Raw genomic sequence first — 25193 nt, forward strand, 5'->3', positions numbered from 1 at the left:
GATTAACGTTTTTTCTTTTTCGGATCGCGCGGCGGACGGCCACGTACTGCTTTGTACACTTTGAAGCGGCCATTTTGTGCCAGCACTTCATGGCTGCCGAACGTGTCATCCAGCAGCGCGGCGTATGGCAGGAAGGCGTTCGCTACGATACGCAGTTCGCCACCGATATTCAGATGATTTACTGCACCACGGATTAGCTGCTCTGCGGCTGTCAGGCTGGTTTGCAGGCCTTCGTGGAAAGGCGGGTTGGAGATGATCATGTCAAAACGACCGGCAATGTCAGAATAGACGTTGCTGGCGATCACTTCGCCCGGCAAATCATTGGCGGCCAGTGTGGCGCGGCTGGCTTCGATAGCGGCTGCGCTCACATCGCTCAGCGTGATTTTCATCTTCGGTGAGTATGTCGCCAGCACTGACGCCAGAACGCCGGAACCACAGGCCACATCCAGCACTTTGCCTTTCACCGGTTCTTCGAAGCTGTTGATCAGCAACAGGCTTCCGCTGTCCAGACCTTCACGGCTGAATACGCCCGGCAGGGTTTTGATGGTCACTTCTTCGACCATGTACTCATCCCACCAGCCCTCTGCATCAAATTCAGGCTGCTTTTCCAGGCGGCCATGATACAAACCACAACGGCGCGCGCTGTCGATTTTGCTCAGTTCGCACAGACCTTCCAGCGTGGTTTCCGCGCTGCGAACGCCACTGCGGTTTTCGCCGATGACAAAAACGTCGATACCGACCGGCAATTGTGAGAGCAGGTTGAAGAGCTGGAATTTAGCTTCCAGTTTGCTCTTCGGCCAGTAATACACCAGCACATCGCAAGGGGCGATCAGCTCTGCGTCGGCCAGTAAGCCGAACTGCACGTTGTCGCCCAGCGTTTTGCTGAGCATCTGCCAGTGGTGATACATATTGGTGTGGACGCGGACTTCTTCTGCGTCAATTTCAGCCGGCAGGCTGTCTTGTAAGTCGCCAGCGAACAATACGCGGCGGCCTTCGAATTCTTCGCTATGGCGCAGTATGACTTCGCTGGCCGGAGTTAGTGCAGACATCAGGGTGTGGCTCCTCAGGAATGAACGCGCGATTATAGAGGTTTATTGGCGCATGTTCGATGTGTTTGCTAGCATGGCGGGGCTTTTTCGGTATTCAACGGGCAGGAAACGGGTATGGCATCCAGACGAGACACGCTGTTACAACAGCTGGGCATTACCCAGTGGACGCTGCGCCGTCCGACGGTGTTACAGGGCGAAGTGGCTGTCAGCTTGCCTGCAGACACTCAATTGCTGATTGTTGCAGAAGTGCCGCCCGCAGAAGATGATCCGCTGGTGCGTGATGTTTTACGCAGTCTGGCGCTGGCAGAACCGCAGGTTTACCGCCTGACGCCGGAACAGGTAACGATGTTGCCGGAAGACACCCGCTGCAATATCTGGCGACTGGGTTTAAGCGAACCGCTTACGCTCGCCGGTACGCAGTTATCCAGCCCGGCCCTCGCCGAGCTTTATCAAGACGCCAGCGCCAAACGCGCACTCTGGCAGCAGATCTGTGAAAATGAACAACATTTCTATCCTGACGCCCGCTGATCTTCCCCGTGCATTTGAAATTGAACAGGCCAGCCACGCTTTCCCGTGGACGGAAAAAACGCTTGCCAGCAATCAGGGCGAACGCTATCTGAATCTCAAAATCATGCACAACGACGTGATGGCCGGTTTTGCCATTACGCAAATCGTCCTCGACGAAGCGACACTCTTTAACATCGCCATCGATCCGGCGTTTCAGCGTCAGGGTTTAGGCCGCACCTTGCTGGAAGAAGTGATACAACAGCTTGAGCCAAAAGACGTTTTCACGCTCTGGCTGGAAGTCCGTGCCTCAAACGCAAAGGCCATCGCGCTGTACGAAAGCCTGGGCTTTAACGAAGTCTCCATTCGCCGCAACTATTATCCCGCCGCACAAGGCCGCGAAGACGCCATCATGATGGCGCTGCCGCTGGGCTGATTAACAACCTATTCGTTGTAAAGAACCGGTAATTACAGCTGATGTATTGTATTTAGTGTTGAATACAACATATTGATTGTAATCCAAGAGTAAAAACAATTCATAAGTTGTTATTGTTCAAATTTACAACTAGTGTGATGTAAACATCCCCGTAGGAAATTCTGATGAAATCGCTAAATCAACTTCCGGAACTCCTCAAAAAACGCAGGCTGGAACTGGATCTCAATCAGAAAGACATGTTGATGAAAATTGGTATGTCCCAGCAGCAGTATCAGCGAATCGAGTCCGGTGGCGACCCACGTCTTTCAACTTTATTACGCATTCTGGAAGGAATGGATCTTGAAATGATGCTGGTGCCGCGCAAAAGGGTTTTGGAAGTTCAGGAGTTGCTTTCTGTTCCCGCGGAGAAGACCCGTCTTGAAGAGCTTCAGCCCGACAACTGGCAGGATCTGCTGCGTGACCTGGAGGATTAAGTATGAGCAATACAACGGAATCTGTGGAGGCGCTGGCTCTCTATTTGCATGATCAGCAGATCGGCGTTCTGGCACATTATTCTGGCAGCCGAAATATACTGACGTTCGATCCCGCTTACGCAGCGTTGCCAGAAAGTGTGCGGCCCGTTTTTACTCTTACACAAAAATCGCATCCTGATTATTTGCGCCAGCCGCTGATTTCAACACTCAGATTGCCGCCTGTGCTTTCCAATTTATTGCCGGAAGGCGCGATGCGTGCGTGGCTGGCGCTTGAACTCAAAACTCATCGTGATTCCGAATTTCCCCTTCTTGCCTATACGGCGAAAAATTTGCCCGGCGCGCTTTCGGTCAGAGCCCTGGCATTAGGTGAAATGCCCGCATGGGCAAAAGCTTCACGGGGTAACCGGCTCGAGCCGGTGCAGATTGAAGTACACCGGCTTGCTAATAAATTTTCACTGGCAGGCGTGCAGCTGAAGTTCTCTGCTTTCAGGGAGGGCGGAAGGTTTAATATCAGCTCTGACGTTGACGGTGACAGCTGGATTATCAAAACGCCGTCAGTCGTGCATCCTTCGCTGGCTGAAAACGAATTTACGTCCATGACGCTGGCCGAAATGGCGGGTGTGGACATTCCGGAGGTCAAGCTCACCGCGCTTTCTGACATCACTAATCTGCCTGATATCCGGCTTCCCGATGAAGTTTTTGCTTACAGCATCAAACGATTTGATCGTGGTCCGGCGGGTCGCATCCACAGTGAGGATTTTGCGCAAATCTTTGAGGTGTATGCTCACGAAAAATACGTGGGCTATAACTATGAGCAAATTGCCGCACTGTTGTATCGCGTGGGGTCAGCTGGTTTAGAAGATGTGCAGCAAATGGCGCGCCGGTTACTGGTCAATATTTTACTGGGAAACGGGGATGCACATCTGAAGAACTGGTCTGTAATTTATCCTGATGGTCTGAATGCCAGACTTTCTCCGGCTTATGACATCGTCAGTACGCGGGTTTATATGCAGGATGAAGAAGGTGTTGCGTTAAACATGGCGAAAGAAAAGCGCTGGGCAGTGATCGGTTTTTCCACTTTTGAAAAATGGGCGAACCGGATTGGCATTTCCTGGCCAGCTATAAAAGTGCATCTGGATGATGTACTGAGTATCGCGCGGCATGAATGGTCTGACCGGCTGGAAACACTTCCCATGTCTACCGGCCACAAAGTGATTTTAAGAAAACACTGGGCATCGTTGTCCCCGGACTTCAGACTCTGACGTTTCTCCACGCAGCGCACAAAAAAACCATTGATTGCCCATCCCGTCTAAATCAGTGAAAATAGCCGGCTATAACTTTTATTACCGCTTTGCCTGACGTCACCTTCTGACGTGACGTGAATCCCGATGCAGGGCGGACCAACCGCAGAAACGTGAAAAACATGTCTCCAAGTGAATACGCCCTTGAAGTGGCTAAGCGCCGCACATTTGCCATCATCTCTCACCCCGATGCTGGTAAAACCACCATTACTGAAAAAGTTCTGTTATTCGGACAGGCAATTCAGACCGCCGGTACGGTAAAAGGCCGTGGCTCCAGCCATCACGCCAAATCCGACTGGATGGAAATGGAAAAACAACGTGGTATTTCCATCACCACGTCTGTGATGCAGTTCCCTTATAAACAGTGTCTGGTCAATCTGCTCGATACCCCGGGGCACGAAGATTTCTCCGAAGATACTTACCGTACCCTGACCGCCGTTGACTGCTGTCTGATGGTGATCGACGCCGCGAAAGGTGTTGAAGACCGGACCCGCAAACTGATGGAAGTAACCCGTCTGCGTGATACGCCGATCCTGACTTTCATGAACAAACTTGATCGTGACATCCGTGACCCGATGGAAGTGATGGACGAAGTTGAGCGCGAGCTGAAAATCGCCTGCTCGCCAATTACCTGGCCGATCGGCTGCGGTAAATTGTTCAAAGGGGTTTACCACCTTTATAAAGACGAAGTGTATTTGTATCAGACCGGTAAAGGTCACACCATTCAGGAAGTCCGCGTGGTGAAAGGCCTGAATAATCCGGATCTGGATGCGGCAGTCGGCGAAGATCTGGCCGCGCAATTGCGTGATGAACTGGAGCTGGTGCAGGGCGCGTCACATGAGTTCGATCAGGAAGCGTTCCTGCAAGGCGAACTGACACCGGTGTTCTTCGGTACGGCTTTGGGTAACTTTGGTGTGGATCATATGCTCGATGGTCTGGTGGAGTGGGCGCCTGCGCCGATGCCACGTAAAACTGACCTGCGCGAAGTGAAAGCCGACGATGAGAAATTCACCGGTTTCGTGTTTAAAATCCAGGCCAACATGGATCCGAAGCACCGCGACCGCGTGGCATTTATGCGTGTGGTTTCCGGTAAGTACGAAAAAGGCATGAAACTGCGTCAGGTGCGCACCGGCAAAGACGTTGTGATTTCCGATGCGCTGACCTTTATGGCCGGTGACCGCTCGCACGTTGAAGAAGCGTATCCGGGCGACATCATTGGTCTGCATAACCACGGCACCATCCAGATTGGCGACACCTTTACGCAGGGTGAAAACATGAAGTTCACCGGCATTCCTAACTTTGCCCCTGAGCTGTTCCGCCGTATCCGTCTGCGTGACCCGCTGAAACAGAAACAGCTGCTCAAAGGCCTGGTGCAGCTTTCAGAAGAAGGTGCGGTCCAGGTATTCCGCCCAATTTCCAACAACGATTTGATCGTCGGTGCAGTCGGTGTTCTGCAGTTTGAAGTGGTCGTGGCGCGTCTTAAAAGTGAATACAACGTGGAAGCGATTTACGAGTCTGTGAACGTTTCAACGGCGCGCTGGGTGGAGTGCAGCGACGTGAAGAAATTCGAAGAATTCAAACGTAAGAATGAAACTAACCTGGCGCTGGATGGTGGCGATAATCTGGCGTATATCGCACCGACCATGGTGAACCTGAACCTGGCTTCAGAGCGTTACCCGGAAGTGAAATTCCGTAAAACCCGCGAGCATTAATCTCTTCTTCGGGTGTTTTTTTGATGATAAAGACGGTCATTGTGCCGTCTTTTTTTTTGTCTTTTGTCATTCTCCGCAATTCCCCGCTGTTCAATTTCCCCTCTATTTGCCCGAAAAATGGGCAAAATTCGCGTGAAATCCTAAGACTTGTCTGCATTAGAGGCAGGATTCGACGATCTTCCTACTAATCTGATCATTCTTGACTATATTAAATGTGTGTTCAGGAAATGGTGGCTTAAAGCACTACTCTTATGTCGCCTGGCAGAGTGTTATATCGCATTATGGTTAATAGCCAGAATAAAACGACGTACTCTGCTACAAGGAACGTAAAAACAGCAGCAATACAAAATGTTAGAAGGCGTCACCAAGAATGTGACGTACAGAGCCGCGATTAAGGCTCATAAACCGAAAGGAAGAAATCGATGAAAAACTCTAAATTTGCCTATTCAATGATGGCCGTAGTTCTGGGTACTGCACTGATGAGCGGTAGCGCTCTGGCAGCGACGACGACTACAGATAGTGCAGGTGCAAAAATCGATAGTTCCATGAAAAAAGTTGATAACTACATGGGCGACAGCGCCATCACAGCGAAAGTCAAAAGTGCTTTGGTGGACGATAAGGCCATCAAAAGTAGCGACATTTCGGTAACCACTAACTCCGGCGTCGTGACGCTGAGCGGTTTTGTGGGCTCACAGGCCGAAGCTGAACAAGCCGTTGCTGCCGCGACAAAAGTTGAAGGTGTGAAATCTGTCAGTGACAAACTGCACACCAAAGACAGCAAAGATCAAAGCGTGAAAGGTTATGCGGGTGACACTGCGACCACCGCCTCTGTAAAAGCCAAACTGCTGGCTGATGACATTGTTCCTTCACGTAACGTGAAAGTTGAAACGACCGACGGCGTGGTACAGCTTTCCGGCTCAGTAAAAGATCAGGCGCAGTCTGATCGTGCTGAAAGTGTTGCGAAAACCGTTGATGGTGTGAAAAGCGTCAAAAACGATCTGAAAGTTGCACCATAATTTATTTGTTACCTGTTTTACCGGATGCCCGTCTTCGGGGCGGGCATCCGCTGTATGAACCATACATAACAAGATCTCGTGTTGCCCGCTCATAGTCTGAATCGCCGAAATGTGCCAAACATTTTTGTTTGTTTATCGAACAAATAATAGAGGCCGGAAGGCCTAACGCTTTCATTTTTCGACTACCTTTATCTGGTAGGCTGTTTTTTGTTCCCGGCGTTCCGCCGACTCATAAAGCGTCGGAAAGACAAATGTTTCACAGTGACTTCAGGCCCGATGCGGGGCACCACCTTTTAAACTGGCAAAGTGAAAATAGGGTAAGGAGAAGCTTATGTTTCGTTGGGGCATTATTTTTCTAATCATCGCGTTAATCGCGGCAGCGCTCGGTTTCGGTGGCTTAGCAGGTACCGCTGCATGGGCTGCGAAAATTGTCTTCGTTGTCGGTATCATTCTGTTCCTGATCAGCTTGTTTACCGGGCGTAAACGACTCTGACAACATCACCTTAAAAAGTGATAAAACGCATCAGTAAAATTGTCGCTCCCTTCTTTGGAAATATTGCTCAGGCAGTGTTTCCAGATAAGGGGGCGATAATTTTTTAGAGCAACGAAGAAGGCGTTACGCGAATTCGTTAACAGGACGTAACGATTTTATCGCCTGATTTTGGCAAGAAATTCACGCAAAGTCTGAAGACGAGGTATGCTCAGAAATGAAGGCTAACTGAGTAAGGCCAATTGTGTGAGGACAATCCGTTGGGATACAGAATACCTGTCACGCTGGGGAATATAGAACCGCTGGCGTATAAACCCTATACCCCGGGCAAAATTGCCCTGGTGTGTGAAGGCGGAGGACAGAGAGGCATTTTCACCGCGGGTGTGCTTGATGAATTTCAGCGTGCGCGATTTAATCCCTTCGATTTGTATCTGGGTACCTCTGCCGGTGCGCAAAATCTTTCAGCCTTTGTCTGCGGGCAAGCGGGCTATGCCAGAAGAGTGATCACCCGTTACACCACCAGTCCCGACTTTTTCAACCCTCTGCGTTTTGTGCGGGGTGGGCATCTTATTGATCTCGACTGGCTGGTTGAAGAGACCGCCAAAAACATGCCGCTGGCGATGGAAAGTGCTGAAAAACTGCTGATTGATGGCCGTGAGTTCCTGATGTGCGCCTGCCGCAGCGATGATTACACCGCCAATTATTTTGCGCCAACGCGTGAAAACTGGCTTCCGGTGATTAAAGCCTCCAGCGCGATCCCCGGTTTTTACCGCATGGGCGTGGATTTGGATGGCATCAGCTATCAGGATGGTGGCATCAGCGATGCGATCCCGGTTGAGGAAGCTTACCGCCGTGGTGCCGATACCATCGTAGTTATCCGCACCGTGCCTTCGGCGATGTTCTATACACCACAGTGGATGAAACGGATGGAGCAGTGGCTGAGCGAAAGCAGCCTCCAACAGTTGGTGCGCATGATGCAGCACCACGAGGAAAGCTACCACCGCATCCAGCAGTTCATTGAAAACCCGCCTGACGGCGTGCGCATTTTCGAAATTTACCCTCCGAAGCCGTTAGCCAGCCATGCGCTGGGCAGCCGTCTTCCTGCGCTGAATCAGGATTACCATCTTGGCCGTCGCTGCGGGCGTTATTTCTTATCTGCCGCAGCGCACTGGCTGTTGCCGCGTGAAAACGAGCGCCCTTATCCGCAGATTGAACCGCGCGTCACCCGACGTCCTAAACGGGTCGTGGTACCACAGAACGAACCTGAGAATGTGATCCCGCTGGCGGCGTCTGTCAGCAGCGTTGAGCAGATCGTACTCGATCCTGCCGTGCTGACGGACATTGTTGCCGACGGCGGTATGGTGCGCCCGGCGGCATTCAGGGACAGTGTCATCCCCGGACCGCAGCGACAGCCTGCGCCTTCTGAAATATCATCTCCGGAAAATTACCCGTCCAGTGAGGGCGATAACCTGTGAGTTTCATTTTTGCCGATACGCACTGCCATTTCGATTTTCCGCCCTTTACCGGCACGGAAGCCGAAAGCCTGCGTCTCGCTGCCGAATCGGGCGTACACCAGATTATCGTGCCTGCGGTGACCGCCGGTCGCTTTCAGGGCATTCTCTCGCTGGCTAAACAATTTTCACAATTGCACGCTGCGCTGGGCTTGCACCCTCTCTATATTGCACAGCACAGAGACGCTGACCTGGATTTGCTGGATTCGCTGCTCAGTCACCGTGATTCACGTGTGGTCGCGGTGGGCGAAATCGGGCTGGATTTATATATGGAGGAACCGAGGTTTGAGCAGCAACAGCGGTTGCTAAAAGCGCAGTTTGCGCTGGCAAAACGTGAGGCGTTGCCGGTTATTCTCCATTCCCGCCGCAGCCACGATCGGCTCGCGGCGATGTTACGGCAGGCAAAACTGCCGGCGACCGGCGTGGTGCATGGTTTTGCCGGAAGCCTTTCCCAGGCGCAGGCGTTTATCAAACTCGGTTATGCGATAGGCGTCGGTGGAACAATCAGTTACGAACGTGCGCAGAAAACCCGTCAGGTGATGGCGCAGTTGCCACTCTCTTCTTTACTGCTGGAAACCGATGCGCCAGACATGCCGTTGCAAGGTTTTCAGGGGCAGCCAAACCGTCCGGAACGCGCCGCCACTGTGTTTGATGTTTTGTGCGAACTGCGCAGCGAAGCACCGGAACAGATTGCGCAGGCATTGCTGAGTAACACCCGTCGCGTATTCAATTTACCCGCTTTCTTTTCATCCCCCCTTTTATAATTTTGTGATTTAAATAACATTTACGCTCGCGGCCTGCGCTCTTTGATAAGAGTTTTTCAACAGTGGCGAGAATTATGTTCTCTTTAAAATGTTATTATTATAACATTTCGCGGAAGATCGTCGCCCGATGATCGCTGTATATCCGCCTTAACTCCGTTTGTCATGATTCGGGTATACACTCATATCTGGGCCAAATACTGAGCATAACGCTTCTAATATGTGATTTAGATCTCATTTTATTAAGCAACGTTGCAAACGGTTTTCATTTTGTGTGAAATACTGCACATAAGAACCTGATGTGACGTGTTCAAATAGTCACAACGAATTGGCATCAGCCAATCCAAGCGCGGTGAGATGGATCTCAGTTGCCGCGTAAGCCAGCCTGAAATGCTTACGCACGCTATCTTCAAGGAACCAAGTCCGCTCGCCAACCGTGCAGAATTTTTTCAGGCCTGAAAGGTCGGAACGAATTCATGACTGTATGCTCAGTTCTGGCCAGCCGCTGGAATTGAAAATTGTTGGAGAGTTATATGACCGATTTAACCGCCGCAGCGCAACGTGCGCTGAACCTGATGGATTTAACCACCCTGAACGAAGACGACACTGATGCAAAAGTGATCGCGCTTTGTCACCAGGCGAAAAGCCCGGCAGGTAACACCGCTGCTGTCTGTATTTATCCTCGTTTTATCCCGATTGCGCGTAAAACGCTGCGTGAGCAAGGGACGCCCGATATCCGTATCGCCACCGTCACGAACTTCCCGCACGGTAACGACGATCTTGAAATCGCTTTGGCAGAAACCCGCGCAGCCATTGCTTACGGTGCCGACGAAGTTGACGTGGTATTCCCTTATCGCGCGCTGATCGCCGGTAACGAGCAGGTCGGTTTTGAGATGGTTAAACAGTGCAAAGAAGCCTGTGCGGCCGCAAACGTTCTGCTGAAAGTGATCATCGAAACCGGTGAACTGAAACAGGATGCACTGATCCGCAAAGCCTCCGAAATTGCTATCAAAGCGGGCGCTGACTTCATCAAAACCTCAACCGGTAAAGTGCCTGAAAACGCCACATTGCACAGCGCTGAACTGATGATGTCGGTGATCGCAGAAATGGGCGTAGGTAAAGACGTCGGTTTCAAACCGGCCGGTGGCGTGAAAACGGCTGAAGATGCTGCGCAATATCTGGCATTGGCTGACCGCCTGCTGGGCCGCGAATGGGCTGACGCACGTCACTTCCGTTTTGGCGCCTCCAGCCTGCTGGCAAGCCTGCTGACCACTCTGGGTCACGCTGGCCAGAAAGCCAGCAGCAGCTATTAATCACTGTTGTTATGCCAAAGCCGTGGCGTTGTTATGCAGCGCCCGGTATTTGCGTCCAAATTTAGCGTTCAGCTCAGGCAGGGGGATACCTTGTTTCTCGCTCAAGAAATTATTCGAAAAAAACGTGACGGCCAGCCTTTAAGCGATGAAGAAATTCGCTTCTTTATTAATGGTATTCGTGACAGCCAGGTTTCGGAAGGGCAGATTGCTGCTCTGGCGATGACCATTTATTTCAACGATATGACCATGAAAGAGCGCGTTTCGCTGACGATGGCGATGCGTGATTCCGGAACCGTGCTGGACTGGAAAAGCCTCAGCCTGAATGGCCCGATTGTCGATAAGCATTCCACCGGCGGTGTGGGCGACGTGACGTCCCTGATGTTAGGCCCGATGGTTGCCGCTTGTGGTGGCTATATCCCTATGATCTCAGGGCGTGGCCTCGGCCACACCGGCGGTACGCTGGACAAACTTGAGGCCATTCCGGGGTTTGATATTTTCCCGGACGACAGCCGTTTCCGCAGCATCATTAAGGACGTCGGTGTGGCAATTATCGGCCAGACCAGCTCGCTGGCACCAGCAGACAAACGCTTCTACGCAACACGTGATATCACCGCAACCGTGGATTCTATCCCGCTGATTACCGCCTCGATCCTCGCCAAAAAACTGGCAGAAGGGCTGGATGCGCTGGTTATGGACGTCAAAGTGGGTTCCGGCGCGTTTATGCCGACCTACCAGCTTTCAGAAGATCTGGCACAGGCGATTGTGGATGTGGCAAATGGCGCGGGTTGCAAAACCACGGCGCTGCTCACCGACATGAATCAGGTACTGGCGTCCAGCGCCGGTAATGCAGTTGAAGTGCGCGAAGCCGTACGCTTCCTGACCGGCGAATACCGCAATCCGCGCCTGCTGGAAGTCACGATGGCGCTGTGCGTGGAAATGTTGTTATCCGGTGGACTGGCAAAAGATGACGCGGATGCCCGCAGCAAATTGCAGGCAGTTCTCGAAAACGGCAAAGCGGCCGAAGTTTTTGGTCGCATGATTGCGGCGCAGAAAGGCCCGACCGATTTCATCGAGCATTACGACCGTTATCTGCAACAGGCCACGCTGACCAAGCCGGTATATGCCGAAGGCAACGGGATTGTCAGCGCGATGGACACCCGCGCGCTGGGGATGGCCGTGGTTTCACTGGGTGGCGGCCGTCGCCGTGCCAGCGATGCTATCGACTACAGCGTCGGTCTGACGCACATGGCTCAGCTGGGGCAGCAGGTGGATACCCGGCAGCCGCTGGCGATGATCCATGCTAACAGCGAAGCGGCCTGGCAGCAGGCTGCTGAAGAAGTGCGGGCAGCCATCGTCCTGAGTGACAAAGCGCCGGAAAGCACACCGGTGGTGTATCGCCGTATCGGCGGCAACGCTTGATTTCAGGCTAAATCGCCCCCATTTAAGAACGATCAGGTGCGCGCAGTTCCGCGTGACCCAATGCGTAACCATTCGCAGGAGAGCAAAATGAAACGTACATTTATCATGGTGTTAGACTCATTCGGTATCGGTGCCAGTGAAGATGCCGAGCGCTTTGGCGATGCCGGTTCTGACACGCTGGGCCATATCGCTGCTGCCTGCGCGCGTGGCGACGCCGACAAAGGCCGCAAAGGGCCACTGAATCTGCCGAACCTGACGCGTCTTGGGCTGGCGAAGGCTGCTGAAGAATCCACCGGCAAAATCCCGGATGGCATGGACGGTAATTCTGAAATTACCGGCGCTTATGCCTACGCCAGCGAACTTTCCTCCGGTAAAGACACACCGTCAGGACACTGGGAAATCGCCGGTGTGCCTGTGCTGTTCGACTGGGGTTATTTCAGCGACACCACCAACAGCTTCCCGCAGGAATTGCTGGATAAACTGGTGAAACGCGCCAATCTGCCCGGCTACCTCGGCAACTGCCACTCATCCGGCACCGTCGTGCTGGACGATTTAGGCGAAGAACACATGAAAACCGGCAAGCCGATTTTCTACACCTCTGCGGACTCCGTTTTCCAGATTGCCTGCCACGAAGAAACTTTCGGTCTGGATCGCCTGTATGAACTGTGCGAAATAGCCCGTGAAGAACTCACTGAAGGCGGTTACAACATCGGCCGTGTTATCGCGCGTCCGTTTATCGGTGACAAAGCCGGTCATTTTGAACGTACCGGCAACCGTCATGATTTAGCGGTTGAGCCACCGGCACCGACTATCCTGAAAAAACTGGTCGATGAGAAAAACGGCCACGTCGTTTCCGTCGGTAAAATCGCGGATATCTATGCGCAGGTCGGTATCACTAAAAAAGTGAAAGCCACCGGGCTGGACGCGCTGTTTGACGCGACCATCAAAGAGATGAAAGAAGCGGGCGACAAAACCATTGTCTTCACCAACTTTGTTGATTTCGACTCTTCTTACGGCCACCGTCGCGATGTTCCTGGCTATGCCGCTGCGCTTGAGCTGTTCGACCGCCGTCTGCCGGAACTGCTGGAGCTGGTAAAAGAAGACGACATCATCATCTTCACCGCTGACCATGGTTGCGACCCGACATGGCGCGGCACAGACCATACCCGTGAGCACATTCCGGTGTTAATCTATGGCCCGAAAGTAAAACCGGGCTCGCTGGGCCACCGTGAAACCTTCGCAGACATCGGGCAGACGGTCGCGAAATACTTCGATCTGACACCGATGGATTACGGTAAATCCATGCTGTAACGATTAGAATGCGCGGCCAGTAAAGCTTACTGGCCGCGTTTTTATTATGAACATGACACCTCGCAGAATTAAGGAATAAGAAGATGGCAACTCCACACATTAATGCTGAAATGGGCGACTTCGCTGACGTAGTGCTGATGCCGGGCGACCCGTTGCGTGCCAAGCACATCGCAGAAACTTTCCTTCAGGACGTTAAGCAGGTGAATGACGTGCGCGGGATGCTGGGCTTCACCGGCACCTACAAAGGCCGCAAAATCTCCGTGATGGGCCACGGCATGGGCATTCCTTCCTGCTCAATTTATGCCAAAGAGCTGATCACTGAATTCGGCGTCAAAAAAATCATCCGTGTGGGTTCCTGCGGCGCGGTGCGTGAAGACATCAAACTGCGCGACATCGTTATTGGTATGGGTGCCTGCACCGATTCCAAAGTTAACCGCATGCGTTTTAAAGATCACGATTACGCCGCTATCGCAGATTACGACATGGTGCGTAACGCGGCCGATGCCGCGAAAGCCAAAGGCATCAACGCGCGCGTCGGTAACATCTTCTCCGCTGACCTGTTCTACACGCCAGACCCGCAAATGTTCGACGTGATGGAAAAATACGGCATCCTGGGCGTGGAAATGGAAGCCGCCGGTATCTACGGCGTGGCAGCCGAATTCGGTGCCAAAGCGCTGACCATCTGTACCGTTTCCGACCATATCCGCACGCATGAACAAACCACTGCCGCTGAACGTCAGACGACCTTCAACGACATGATTGAAATCGCTCTGGAATCCGTTCTGCTGGGCGACAAAGAATAAATTCTGCTGATTATTGCAGACACGAAAACGGGCGCCGAAAGGTGCCCGTTTTGCTATGCGTTTTTGTGGCATTTTTTAAGGGTTTAAATTTATATCCTCAGGATATATCGATTTATATTCATTTATTATCTATGCTATTAGCTATGCATTTACCTATTCATAGCTGAGTCAATCATGCCAGATCTTGTGGATTTACTTCGTCAGGGTAGCCTGACGGCGAAAGAGATCACGGAACAGCTTCAAATCAATCAGTCAACGCTTTCAAGGCGGCTGACCAAAATCCCTGAGATCGTGAAAATCGGGCGAAGCCGCTCGACCCGCTACATATTGCCGCGCCCGCTGGATAACCAGTGGAGCTTCCCGCTATATCAGATTAATGAAGCCGGAAATGCAGAAAAGGCGGGCACACTTTATTCCATCTGGCCTGGTGAAAGCTGTGCGGTAGAAACTGCCAGCGGCCAAAGCCTGATTTACGATGGTCTGCCGTGGTTTCTTACGGATATGCGCCCGCAAGGTTTTTTGGGGCGTGCCTGGGGGCGTGATATTAATGCCGCGCTGCATTTCCCTGATGACATCAAAAAGTGGACGGAATCGCAGACGCTGGTCGCTCTGGCGAGAGCGGGTGATGAAACGGTGGGTAATTTTATTATTGGCGATATGGCTTATCAGAAATGGTTCCAGAAACCGGAAGAAATCCCGGTGCCTGAAATAGATAAAATCCAGATCTATGAGCGGCTGGCACGGAGAAGCCTGGCCGGAGAAGAAATCGGTTCATCGGCGGGCGGTGAGCAGCCAAAGTTCAGCTGTTACGCAGAACAGGCAGATCGCAGTGCCTCTCAGGTTTTAGTGAAATTTTCGCCTCCGGCAGAGAATGAAAACGCCCAACGCTGGGGAGATCTGTTGCGCGCAGAAGCTCACGCATTGCGGGTATTAAATGATGCGGGCATTGAGGCGGCGGTTGCTGAAATTTTTACAGGCGGCAGTCAGGAGGTTTTCCTTCAGGTCGGGCGTTTTGACCGGGTGGGGGAGCGCGGTCGTCGCGGTTTGGTTTCACTGGAAGCCGTTGCTGCTGAATTTGGCGGGGGAAATGGAAACTGGTTTTTGACCGCCCAGCAGTTACGCCGGAATAAGATTATTACGGCACAGACGCTGGATAAAATTGAGCAGGTTTATGCCTTCGGAAAGCTGATTGCCAACAGTGATATGCATCAGGGAAATCTCTCATTCATCGATCCGGCCATTGATCCCTTAAAACAGGCGCTTTCGATATCGCCGGTTTATGACATGTTACCGATGGCCTTTGCACCGACCAATGCGGGCGTGATGCGGCGCGAAATCATGACGCTGAATCTCGATCCGCTCGTGTCTAAAGAAAAGTGGCTGGATGCGCAGGTTTGGGCGCTGACATTCTGGGGAAACGTGGCAGGCGATACCGCAATAAGTGCTGAATTCCGCCAGCTGGCCAGCGGAATGCGGGCTCAGGTGGCGGCGTTAACGGCGCAGATACAGCGACTGGCCTGAATCATTTAGGCCGGCTGCGTTTCAGGCTGCGGTAAGCGGCCTGAGCCGCTTCTTTGGTCTGGGCTTCTGTCGCCGGTTTTGCCTCGGCAACTTCGGCTTCCGGCTCAGGAATATTCAGCACCGGCGGCGGGCCGAATTCGTCCGTTTCTTCTTCCTGCTCGTCGTCTTCTTTCACCGGTTTACTGGCGGTCAGCAGGAACGGCGATTGCTGCCAGCGCGAACGGCGGCCCTGCAGCAGCGTACGGGCCAGAATAATACCGACGCCCAGTGCGGCGAGCATCATCAGGCGCAGCAGGTTCGTGGTGTTATCGACCTGCTTGGATTCGGTGGCCAGCACGTGGGTATCAAGCGTGATACGTAAAAATCCGCTCGGGCCATTTTTATCTTCGATAGGCACCACAATCTGATGATTGAAGTAGCTGCCCGCGCGTTTGCCATCCAGAGATAAGCGGTCACGCACCGCGACCTGTTCACCGGCGTGTGCGACCAGAGAGCCGTCCGATTCGTAAACGCTGGCATCGAGAATGCGACTACCATCAGTAAGCTGACTTAAAATAGTGGAAATTTGTGCGATATCCGCGCCATCATTGTTGCTGTCCATCAGCGGGGCGAGCGAAAATGCCACCTGTTTGGCCAGTGTCTGGGCAAGTTGTTCCACCTGGGTTGATCTTGCCAGTTGGTGCCCCAGGCTGAAGTAGGATGCGCCTTGCATCAGAATGACTAATAACGCCAGACTTATCAGTACGATAGCTGCACGATGCAGGCGAAATTTAAGTTTGGCCCTGGCCATTCTGTTTCCTTGCGTTTTTCGATGACTTTAATGTTGCCAGAAGCGGCCGCGATAAGGTAGCTTGATGCCAGTTTTTATCGGCGTTACCTCTGCCTTTTCACCCGTTTTATTAACCATCGTTTTAACAAAACAATCTACCGGAGTCATCATGCCAAACAGTCTGACCTATTGCGATCTTCCTGCGGAGATCCATCAATGGCCGGGACTTCCCCTTTCACTGAGCGGTGATGAAGTCATGCCGCTCGATTACCGGGCAGGGCACACCGGATGGCTGCTCTACGGTAGAAAACTCGATAAAACGAGCATTACGCAGTTCCAGCGCCGCTTAGGTCGCGCTCTGGTGATTGTCAGCGCCTGGGAGGTCGAAGGATATCAGGTCGTGCGCCTTGCAGGCTCCCTGACGGCTGATGCACAGCGTCTGGCCGAATCTTTCGAATTCGATGTCACGCAACTGGGTAAAGTGCCGTATCTGCGCACGCCGGGTTTGCTGGTGATGGACATGGATTCTACCGCGATTGAGATTGAATGCATCGACGAAATTGCCAAACTGGCGGGCGTCGGTGAGCAGGTGGCAGAAGTCACCGAACGCGCTATGCGTGGCGAGCTGGATTTCTCCGCCAGCCTGCGTCAGCGCGTTGCGACACTTAAAGACGCTGATGCCGGAATTCTTGAGCAGGTGCGTCAGACGTTACCGCTGATGCCGGGGCTGACAGTAATGGTTCAGCGCTTGCAGGAGGCGGGCTGGCATGTGGCTATCGCTTCTGGCGGATTTACCTACTACGCCGAATATCTGCGTGACCAGCTGAACCTGGCCGATGTGGCAGCAAATGAGCTGGAAGTTCGCGACGGTAAGCTGACCGGACGTGTGATCGGGCCAATTGTTGATGCCCAATACAAAGCCGATACGCTGCTAAAACTGGCGGAAAAACTGGGCATTTCTCAGGAGCAAACTATCGCAATCGGCGATGGCGCCAATGATCTCAAAATGATGGCCGTTGCGGGGATGGGCATTGCTTATCACGCGAAACCGAAAGTGTATGAACAGGCTGCCGTTTGCATCCGTCATGCTGATCTTTTAGGGGTGCTGTGTATTCTCAGCGGCAGTCAGTCTTAATAAAAATAAAGAGGTAAGTTGTGGCGAAAGCAGCAAAACGTGCATTTGTGTGTAATGAATGTGGCGCAGATTATCCGCGCTGGCAGGGGCAGTGCAGTGCGTGTCAGGCCTGGAACAGCATTACTGAAATCCGTTTAGCGGCTTCCCCGACTGTGGCGCGCAACGAGCGTCTGACCGGTTACGCGGGTGATGCAGGCGTCAGCCGCGTGCAAAAACTCTCTGATATCAGCCTCGATGAACTTCCGCGTTTCAGCACCGGTTTTAAGGAATTTGACCGCGTGCTGGGCGGCGGCGTGGTGCCCGGCAGTGCGATTCTTATCGGCGGTAATCCGGGCGCGGGCAAAAGTACGCTGTTGCTGCAAATTTTGTGTCACCTCAGCGAAAACATGAAAACCCTGTACGTCACCGGCGAAGAATCACTGCAACAGGTGGCGATGCGCGCGCACCGTCTGGGTTTACCGACGTCGAATATGAACATGTTGTCGGAAACCAGCATTGAACAGATTTGCGAAATTGCCGACAAAGAACAGCCGAAACTGATGGTGATTGACTCCATTCAGGTGATGCACATGGCGGACATTCAGTCATCGCCGGGCACTGTCGCACAGGTGCGCGAAACCGCCGCCTATCTCACCCGCTTCGCTAAAACGCGTGGCGTGGCAATCGTGATGGTCGGCCACGTTACCAAAGACGGATCGCTGGCCGGGCCAAAAGTGCTCGAACACTGCATCGACTGTTCGGTGCTGCTTGACGGCGATGCCGACTCGCGTTTTCGTACCTTACGCAGCCATAAAAACCGCTTCGGCGCAGTAAATGAACTGGGCGTATTTGCCATGACCGAGCAGGGCTTGCGCGAAGTCAGTAATCCGTCGGCCATTTTCCTGAGCCGTGGCGATGAAATTACGTCGGGCAGTTCGGTGATGGTGCTGTGGGAAGGAACGCGGCCATTGCTGGTTGAAGTACAGGCGCTGGTTGATCACTCGATGATGGGAAACCCGCGTCGCGTAGCCGTCGGGCTTGAGCAGAACCGGCTGGCGATCCTGCTGGCGGTTTTGCACCGCCACGGTGGTTTGCAGATGGCGGATCAGGACGTGTTTGTGAACGTCGTGGGGGGCGTGAAAGTGACGGAAACCAGTGCGGATCTCGCGCTGCTGCTGTCGCTGGTGTCCAGCCTGCGTGACCGTCCGTTGCCGCAAGATTTAGTGGTCTTTGGCGAAGTGGGGCTGGCAGGCGAAATTCGTCCGGTGCCGAGTGGTCAGGAACGTATCACTGAAGCGGCGAAACACGGATTTAAACGTGCCATCGTGCCGCATGCTAACGTACCAAAAAAAGCGCCTGCGGGGATGCAGGTGTTTGGCGTGAAAAAACTGGCAGATGCGCTGGCTATCCTCGACGATTTGTAACGGTTGTCTGGTGTTCTTCGGCTATGCCTTTGTGCTATTTTTTGTTTAACTATTTTGTTTAGTAAAGCAAACCTGGGGACAAGGCATGTCACAGTTCGACTATCTAAAAACCGCGATTAAACAACAGGGACGCACGCTGCAACAGGTGGCCGAGGCCAGCGGGATGACCAAGGGTTATCTCAGCCAGCTGTTGAATGCAAAGATAAAAAGCCCCAGCGCTCAAAAGCTGGAGGCGCTGCATCGCTTCCTTGATCTTGAGTTTCCCCGCCGCGAAAAGAATATCGGCGTGGTGTTTGGTAAGTTTTATCCGCTGCACACCGGCCATATTTATCTGATTCAGCGCGCCTGCAGTCAGGTCGATGAACTCCATATCATCATGGGTTATGACGAACCCCGTGACCGCGAGCTATTCGAGAACAGCTCGATGTCTCAGCAGCCAACGGTCAGTGACCGTCTGCGCTGGCTATTGCAGACGTTCAAATACCAGAAAAATATTCGTATTCATGCCTTTAATGAAGAAGGTATGGAGCCGTATCCGCACGGCTGGGATGTCTGGGGGCGGGGCATCAAGGAGTTCATGCGCCAGAAAGGCATTGAACCCAATACCATTTATTCCAGTGAGGAGGCCGACGCACCGCAGTATCGCGAACATCTGGGGATTGAAACGGTGCTGATCGACCCGAAACGCTCCTTTATGAATATCAGCGGCCGTCAGATACGTCAGGATCCTTTCCGCTACTGGGATTATATTCCGACGGAAGTGAAGCCGTTCTTCGTGCGCACCGTGGCGATTCTGGGCGGCGAATCCAGCGGGAAATCGACGCTGGTCAATAAATTAGCCAACATTTTCAACACCACCAGCGCCTGGGAATATGGCCGTGATTACGTCTTCTCGCACCTCGGTGGCGATGAAATGGCGCTGCAATATTCCGACTACGACAAAATCGCACTCGGTCAGGCACAGTACATTGATTTTGCAGTGAAATATGCCAATAAAGTGGCGTTTATTGATACCGATTTTCTGACGACACAGGCGTTTTGTAAAAAGTACGAAGGGCGCGAGCATCCGTTTGTTCAGGCTCTGATGGACGAATACAAATTCGATCTGGTGATCTTGCTGGAAAATAACACGCCGTGGGTGGCTGATGGCCTGCGCAGTCTGGGAAGTACAACCGACCGCATGTCATTCCAGAATTTGCTTATCGATATGCTTAAACAGAACAATGTGGATTATGTTCACGTTGAATCTTCAGATTACGACCAGCGTTTCCTCGAATGCGTGGAGCTGGTGAGAAACATGCTGGCTGCTGATACCAGCCGGCTGAATGACCCCACTGCAAACTGACCTGTTTTGCGGAAAGACTAAAGCGTCTGTTCTACAAAACAGACGCTTTTTTATCGCTGCTATTTTTATAATTCAGCGTTCATGTCCTTATTAATTATTCACACTATGAATAATTTTCGATTCTATATTTTATATAATTATTAATAAATTCATCTGATTGCACCTGTATCAGATTTTAATTAATTCAGCGTGTAACAGCCGGAATTAAAAAATGCCGTTGTATCAATGCATTGGTTTGTCTGGTTTTGGCCGACATTTTATTGCGCATTTTATGCGTAAATCTCATTTGCGAAATAAAAATAGAGTGTCGTCCGTTGAGTTTTATTTGTCCGATTATACTCATTCATTGTGCCTCTCATTCCGGCTGAGGCTTTTTAAGGTGATCCGAATGAATTTATCATTCAAACCCTGGGGTATCGCAGTCGTGTGCAGTGCAGGCGCTTTTGCTCTTGCCAGCGTGATGTTCATGCAGGGCTGGCTTCCGGCTCGTAGTCAGGCTGAAACCACCGTTCAGACTACGTCGCCTGCGCCACCCGCTGCGGCACCTGTTGTTGCCGTTCCTCCGCCCGCAACTCCCGTTACGCCCCCTGCATTTTCGCAGGCACAGCTCGATCAGTGGGTTGCGCCCGTGGCGCTTTATCCTGACAGCCTGCTTTCACAGGTGCTGATGGCATCAACTTATCCGACCAACGTTATTCAGGCCGTGCAGTGGTCGCGTGATCATCCGCAAAGCCAGGGCGATGCAGCGGTTACCTCTGTGGCGAACGAACCCTGGGATCCGAGTGTGAAATCGCTGGTCGCGTTCCCGCAATTGCTTGCGCTGATGGGCGAAGATCCTGCCTGGGTACAAAACCTCGGTAACGCTTTTCTGGCACAGCCGGACGATGTGATGAACACCGTGCAGAAATTTCGCGAAGTCGCGCAAAAGAGCGGAGCACTGAAAAGTACACCGCAACAGACGGTGACGGTAAAGCCTAAACCGGTGGCACAGGCCAGCTCAACGACGTCGGTGCAAAGCGTGCCAGCACAACAGACGATCATTATTGAATCCGCTGACCCGCAGGTGGTGTATGTGCCCAGCTATAATCCGAACGTGGTTTATGGCACCTGGGCGACACCGGCCTATCCGCCTGTTTATCTTCCTCCTCCTCCCGGACAACAGTTTGTGAACGGCATGGCGTCCGGCATCGGTTTTGGCGTTGGTGTCGCGGCAACCTATGCGATTTTCGGTGGTATTGATTGGGACGACGATCATCATCACGATGACGGACATCACGGCGGTTCGCCCAACAATTACGTCAACGTAAACGTCAATAATTACAACCGGATATCCGGCAATAATAACAACGCGGTTAACCATTCAGGCTCAGCGGCGACACAGGGCTGGCAGCATAATCCGGCTTTCAACGCGGGTGCTCCGAATTACAGGGCGAACCTGAACGGAGCGACGCAAAATCAGGCACTGAACAATGTGGCGCAGCGTAATAATTATCGTGGTTTTGACGGCAACCCTGGCGTACAAAATAACCTGAGCGGTCAGACGATGGATCAGCGACGTCAGCAGGCCGCTTCGGTGATGAATCACCATGAGGGAAATCTGTCGGGTGCGACGCATTCCGCTACGGGGGCGGCTTCTGCCAGCCGGGCCGCTGCGAATTTGGATAATCGTCAGGCATCCGGTCGTCCGTTGTCTCAGCAGCATCAGACACAAAACCTCCAGCAGCATCAGGCGTTAAACCGTCAGCAAAACGGCAACCAGAACGCCCTGCGTGGCGGAAATCAGCAACAAAGGCAGAACTTCCATCAGGCCAGCAATATGCCGCGCAGCACGGCATTCAGCGGAAATTCGAGCCGCGCGCCGTCATGGCAACAGCAGCAGGCGCGCGGTAATCAGAGCCGCCAGCAGATGCAAAACTTCCAGCATGCACGCCCGGCGAACGCGGAACCGGTTCATTTTCACCGCCGCTAGGCTTACGAGGAAAAGCCATGAAGATATTACGTAACATTGTGATTTGCACCAGCCTGTTCGCCCTGCCTCTGGCGGGGTTTGCGCAGCAGGCATTTTCCCGCCCGGAGCTGGCAGCGCAGGCGCTGGTGAAAGCGACGCAGGCGCATGACGATAAGGCGCTGGGGAAAATTCTCGGCAGCGACTGGCAGGTTTATCTGCCGAAAAAAGATGTCGATCCCGATGAAGTGGCGCGCTTTCTGCGTGACTGGAATGTCAGCCACAAAATTGTTGAACAGGGCGATATTGCGCATCTGAACGTCGGGGAAGAAAACTGGCAGTTACCGATCCCGATGAAACGCACGGCGCAGGGCTGGGAATTCGATGTGGTGGCGGGCACGGCAGAAATTGAAACCCGCACCATTGGTCGCAACGAACTCTCGGCGATGCAGGCGGTTTCGGCTTATGCCGACGCACAACATGAATATCAGCTGAGCGCCGGGCAATTTGCTCAGAAGATTATCAGCACCGGCGGGCAGCACGACGGGTTGTACTGGCCGGTCAAAGAAGGCGACGCGCCAAGCCCGCTCGGGCCTGCTTTCGGTCAGGATCAGCCGGGCACCGATTATCACGGCTACTACTACCGCATTCTCACCGCGCAGGGCGGAAACGCCAGCGGCGGGGCGCACAGTTACATCGAAAACGGAAAAATGACTCAGGGTTTTGCGCTCATCGCGTGGCCGGTGGTTTACGGCCATACCGGTATCACCAGTTTTATGATTAATCAGCAAGGCGATGTGTATCAGCAGGATTTAGGTGCGAACACCGATGCTGTGGCGCGGGCGCTGACGGCGTTTGATCCGGATGCTAAATGGCAGAAGGTTGATGACGGCGAATAGTCACAATGCAGGACAAAAAAGAACCCCGCCATGAAAATTGCGGGGTTTTGCTTTTACAGAAGAAGTCAGAAGGCGACGACGACTTTACCCTGCATGTGGCCATCCAGCACTTTCGCGTGAGCCGCTTCGATGCTTTCCACGGTCAGGCCGTGCAGGGTTTCGCTCAGCGTGGTGGTGACTTTGCCTTCATCCACCAGCGCGGCGACTTGCTTGAGGATCTCGCCCTGCTGCGCGATATCCGGCGTATTGAACATGCTGCGGGTATACATCAGTTCCCAGTGCAGCGCGGCGCTTTTCAGCTTCAGCTTGTTCATATCCAGCGGATGTTCGTTCTCAACGATCGTACAGATGTGGCCCATTGGCGCAATCAGATCGGTAATCGCATCCCAGTGACCGTCGGTGTCATTCAGGCACAGAATGAAATCCACCTGTTTGATGTCGTGTTTCGCCAGCTCACCTTTCAGATCTTTGTAGCTCACGGTCAGGTCAGCACCGCGATCCAGGCACCATTGTGCGGATTCCGGGCGTGAAGCGGTCGCAATGACTTTCACTTTGCTTTGCAGTGAAGCAAACGGGATCGCCAGTGAACCCACACCACCGGCACCGCCGATGATCAGCAGCGTTTTATCGCCCGAAGCCTCCTGAATTTTCAGGTGTTCGAACAGCGCTTCCCAGGCCGTCAGCGTGGTCAGCGGCATTGCGGCGGCCTGCGCCCAGTTCAGGGATTTCGGTTTCACGGAAACGATACGCGAGTCGATGAGCTGTTCGGAAGCGTTGCTGCCGGAACGGGTAATGTCACCGGCGTACCAGACTTCGTCGCCTGCTTTGAAGTTTTTCACCGCGCTGCCCACGGCTTTCACAATCCCGCTGGCATCCCAGCCCAAAATTTTAGGCGCATCCAGGCCGCTTTTCTGCACGCCTTTATGCACTTTGGTATCGACCGGGTTAATCGAAACGGCTTTCACTTCCACCAGCAGGTCATTTTCGCCCGGCACAGGTTGTGGCAGTTCGATGGCGATAAAACGGGATGGTTCTTTTGGATTTACGGCAATCGCTTTAACAGACATAAAAATTCCTCCATTGGGTATTCAGACAGTCTAGTCCTCTGGCGGTAGCCTGATAAGATGGACAATAACTAACAAAGTGTTCGGCTGAGGTGAACAATCGTGTTTAAACAATTGCAGGATATGGCGCTGTTTGCTTTGGTCGCGGAATGCGGCAGTTTTACACAGGCGGCCAGCCGTGCCGGTTTGCCTAAATCCAGCGTCAGCCAGCGGATAAGCCAGCTGGAAAAATCCGTTGGCCTGCGGTTACTGAACCGCACCACGCGCCAGCTCAATCTGACGTTTGCCGGTGAACGCTATCTGATCCACTGCCAGGAAATGATGCAGGCCAGCGAACGGGCAGAACTGGCGATCCGACGGTTGCGCGATAACCCGAGCGGGCGTTTGCGTATCACCAGCCCGGCGGGTCTTGGCGCCACGCTGCTGGCGCGGATGAACGTCGAATTCCAAAAGCGTTATCCGGATGTTTCGCTGGAAGTCTCGGTATCCGATGCGCTGGTGGATCTGGTGCAGGAAGGGTTTGATATCGCCCTGCGCACCGGTAAACCGCAGGACTCATCGTTGATTGGCCGCGAGTTAGGGCACAGCCCCCGCTATCTGCTGGCATCACCGGAGTATCTGGCCAGCCATCCTGTTATTGAATCGCCGCAGCAGCTGGCGTCGCATCACTGCATTGCACACCGAGCCTGGTCTGAGTGGGTATTGCACCGGGAGGACATTTATCACCGCTGGCTGCTGCCTTCGGTGCACACTACCGACAATTTGCTCTATGCGCGGGAATGCGCACTGGCGGGGGCGGGAATCACACTGTTACCTGCCTTTTTGTGTCATGAACAGGTGACGAAAGGCTTGCTGGTCAGGGTGTTGCCAGAATGGGAGGCGGAAGGGAATGATCTGTATCTTGTCTACCCGGGGCGGAAACTGAACTCGCCAGCGCTGGCCTGTTTTATCGAATTTATGCTGGAGGAATATGGATTTGCGAAGAGTTACAGTGAGGCGCTTTCCGGATAATT

The 25193-nt window shown here is 53.0% G+C and carries 23 protein-coding genes; 20 read left to right on the forward strand and 3 right to left on the reverse strand.

All coding sequences use genetic code 11. The features are described 5' to 3' along the window. Positions 1 to 2 precede the first annotated feature (2 nt). Positions 3 to 1049 (reverse strand): 16S rRNA (guanine(1207)-N(2))-methyltransferase RsmC, encoded by a 1047-nt coding sequence (rsmC, locus tag CWS43_RS01350; RefSeq protein ID WP_101075071.1) that lies wholly within the window; start codon positions 1047 to 1049, stop codon positions 3 to 5. A gap of 114 nt (positions 1050 to 1163) precedes the next feature. Between rsmC and CWS43_RS01355 the strand changes: the two genes are divergently transcribed. The 14 genes from CWS43_RS01355 to yjjJ all read left to right on the forward strand — a co-directional run bounded on the left by CWS43_RS01355 (position 1164) and on the right by yjjJ (position 15620). Beyond that, positions 1164 to 1577, forward strand: a complete 414-nt coding sequence (locus CWS43_RS01355) for a DNA polymerase III subunit psi (protein ID WP_101075072.1) — start codon at positions 1164 to 1166, stop codon at positions 1575 to 1577. Continuing rightward, positions 1546 to 1989 (forward strand): ribosomal protein S18-alanine N-acetyltransferase, encoded by a 444-nt coding sequence (gene rimI / locus CWS43_RS01360; RefSeq protein ID WP_101075073.1) that lies wholly within the window; start codon positions 1546 to 1548, stop codon positions 1987 to 1989. Before CWS43_RS01355 ends, rimI begins: the two co-directional genes overlap by 32 nt. 164 nt (positions 1990 to 2153) lie before the next feature. Beyond that, entirely contained in the window at positions 2154 to 2462 is a 309-nt protein-coding gene (locus tag CWS43_RS01365) for a helix-turn-helix domain-containing protein (RefSeq protein ID WP_101075074.1), read from the forward strand. A gap of 2 nt (positions 2463 to 2464) precedes the next feature. Continuing rightward, positions 2465 to 3724, forward strand: coding sequence for a type II toxin-antitoxin system HipA family toxin (locus tag CWS43_RS01370; protein WP_101075075.1), 1260 nt, complete (start codon positions 2465 to 2467; stop codon positions 3722 to 3724). A gap of 161 nt (positions 3725 to 3885) precedes the next feature. Continuing rightward, positions 3886 to 5475, forward strand: coding sequence for a peptide chain release factor 3 (prfC, locus tag CWS43_RS01375; RefSeq protein ID WP_101075076.1), 1590 nt, complete (start codon positions 3886 to 3888; stop codon positions 5473 to 5475). Positions 5476 to 5897: 422 nt separating this feature from the next. Beyond that, positions 5898 to 6491: a molecular chaperone OsmY gene (osmY, locus tag CWS43_RS01380; protein ID WP_101075077.1), complete on the forward strand. Its 594-nt coding sequence runs from the start codon at positions 5898 to 5900 to the stop codon at positions 6489 to 6491. 331 nt (positions 6492 to 6822) lie between these two features. Beyond that, positions 6823 to 6984: a DUF1328 domain-containing protein gene (locus tag CWS43_RS01385; RefSeq protein ID WP_101075078.1), complete on the forward strand. Its 162-nt coding sequence runs from the start codon at positions 6823 to 6825 to the stop codon at positions 6982 to 6984. 257 nt (positions 6985 to 7241) lie between these two features. Beyond that, on the forward strand, positions 7242 to 8456 hold the full coding sequence (locus CWS43_RS01390) for a patatin family protein (protein ID WP_101075079.1): 1215 nt from the start codon (positions 7242 to 7244) through the stop codon (positions 8454 to 8456). Continuing rightward, positions 8453 to 9256: a TatD family hydrolase gene (locus CWS43_RS01395; RefSeq protein ID WP_101075080.1), complete on the forward strand. Its 804-nt coding sequence runs from the start codon at positions 8453 to 8455 to the stop codon at positions 9254 to 9256. Before CWS43_RS01390 ends, CWS43_RS01395 begins: the two co-directional genes overlap by 4 nt. Positions 9257 to 9786: 530 nt before the next feature. Continuing rightward, entirely contained in the window at positions 9787 to 10566 is a 780-nt protein-coding gene (gene deoC, locus CWS43_RS01400; RefSeq protein WP_101075081.1) for a deoxyribose-phosphate aldolase, read from the forward strand. Between the two features lie 90 nt (positions 10567 to 10656). Next, entirely contained in the window at positions 10657 to 11985 is a 1329-nt protein-coding gene (deoA, locus tag CWS43_RS01405; protein WP_101075766.1) for a thymidine phosphorylase, read from the forward strand. Positions 11986 to 12072: 87 nt separating this feature from the next. Continuing rightward, positions 12073 to 13296, forward strand: a complete 1224-nt coding sequence (gene deoB, locus CWS43_RS01410; RefSeq protein WP_101075082.1) for a phosphopentomutase — start codon at positions 12073 to 12075, stop codon at positions 13294 to 13296. A gap of 83 nt (positions 13297 to 13379) precedes the next feature. Further along, entirely contained in the window at positions 13380 to 14099 is a 720-nt protein-coding gene (gene deoD, locus CWS43_RS01415) for a purine-nucleoside phosphorylase (protein ID WP_101075083.1), read from the forward strand. Positions 14100 to 14273: 174 nt separating this feature from the next. Continuing rightward, on the forward strand, positions 14274 to 15620 hold the full coding sequence (gene yjjJ / locus CWS43_RS01420; RefSeq protein WP_101075084.1) for a type II toxin-antitoxin system HipA family toxin YjjJ: 1347 nt from the start codon (positions 14274 to 14276) through the stop codon (positions 15618 to 15620). A gap of 1 nt (position 15621) precedes the next feature. On the opposite strand, the gene CWS43_RS01425 is transcribed toward yjjJ, so the two are convergent. After that, positions 15622 to 16410 carry a YtjB family periplasmic protein gene (locus CWS43_RS01425; RefSeq protein WP_101075085.1) on the reverse strand — a complete coding sequence of 263 codons (789 nt, stop codon included), beginning with the start codon at positions 16408 to 16410 and terminating at the stop codon, positions 15622 to 15624. Between the two features lie 148 nt (positions 16411 to 16558). On the opposite strand from CWS43_RS01425, the gene serB reads away from it, so the two are divergent. From serB to CWS43_RS01450, 5 genes are all read left to right on the forward strand, one after another. Further along, a complete protein-coding gene (gene serB, locus CWS43_RS01430) occupies positions 16559 to 17524 on the forward strand; it encodes a phosphoserine phosphatase (protein WP_101075086.1) in 966 nt (321 codons plus the stop codon). A 20-nt stretch (positions 17525 to 17544) separates the two neighbouring features. Next, positions 17545 to 18927: a DNA repair protein RadA gene (gene radA, locus CWS43_RS01435; RefSeq protein WP_101075087.1), complete on the forward strand. Its 1383-nt coding sequence runs from the start codon at positions 17545 to 17547 to the stop codon at positions 18925 to 18927. 85 nt (positions 18928 to 19012) lie between these two features. Next, positions 19013 to 20272 (forward strand): multifunctional transcriptional regulator/nicotinamide-nucleotide adenylyltransferase/ribosylnicotinamide kinase NadR, encoded by a 1260-nt coding sequence (gene nadR / locus CWS43_RS01440; RefSeq protein WP_101075088.1) that lies wholly within the window; start codon positions 19013 to 19015, stop codon positions 20270 to 20272. 388 nt (positions 20273 to 20660) lie between these two features. After that, on the forward strand, positions 20661 to 22241 hold the full coding sequence (locus CWS43_RS01445) for a DUF3300 domain-containing protein (protein WP_101075089.1): 1581 nt from the start codon (positions 20661 to 20663) through the stop codon (positions 22239 to 22241). A gap of 17 nt (positions 22242 to 22258) precedes the next feature. After that, positions 22259 to 23116, forward strand: a complete 858-nt coding sequence (locus tag CWS43_RS01450) for a DUF2950 domain-containing protein (RefSeq protein WP_101075090.1) — start codon at positions 22259 to 22261, stop codon at positions 23114 to 23116. A gap of 65 nt (positions 23117 to 23181) precedes the next feature. Here the strand turns inward: CWS43_RS01450 and CWS43_RS01455 are convergent, their stop codons facing one another. Then, on the reverse strand, positions 23182 to 24183 hold the full coding sequence (locus tag CWS43_RS01455; protein ID WP_101075091.1) for a zinc-binding alcohol dehydrogenase family protein: 1002 nt from the start codon (positions 24181 to 24183) through the stop codon (positions 23182 to 23184). A 99-nt stretch (positions 24184 to 24282) separates the two neighbouring features. Between CWS43_RS01455 and CWS43_RS01460 the strand changes: the two genes are divergently transcribed. After that, positions 24283 to 25191, forward strand: coding sequence for a LysR family transcriptional regulator (locus tag CWS43_RS01460; protein WP_101075092.1), 909 nt, complete (start codon positions 24283 to 24285; stop codon positions 25189 to 25191). The last annotated feature ends 2 nt before the right edge of the window (positions 25192 to 25193 follow it).

The organism is Rahnella sp. AA (assembly GCF_002834385.1).
Taxonomy (GTDB): domain Bacteria; phylum Pseudomonadota; class Gammaproteobacteria; order Enterobacterales; family Enterobacteriaceae; genus Rahnella.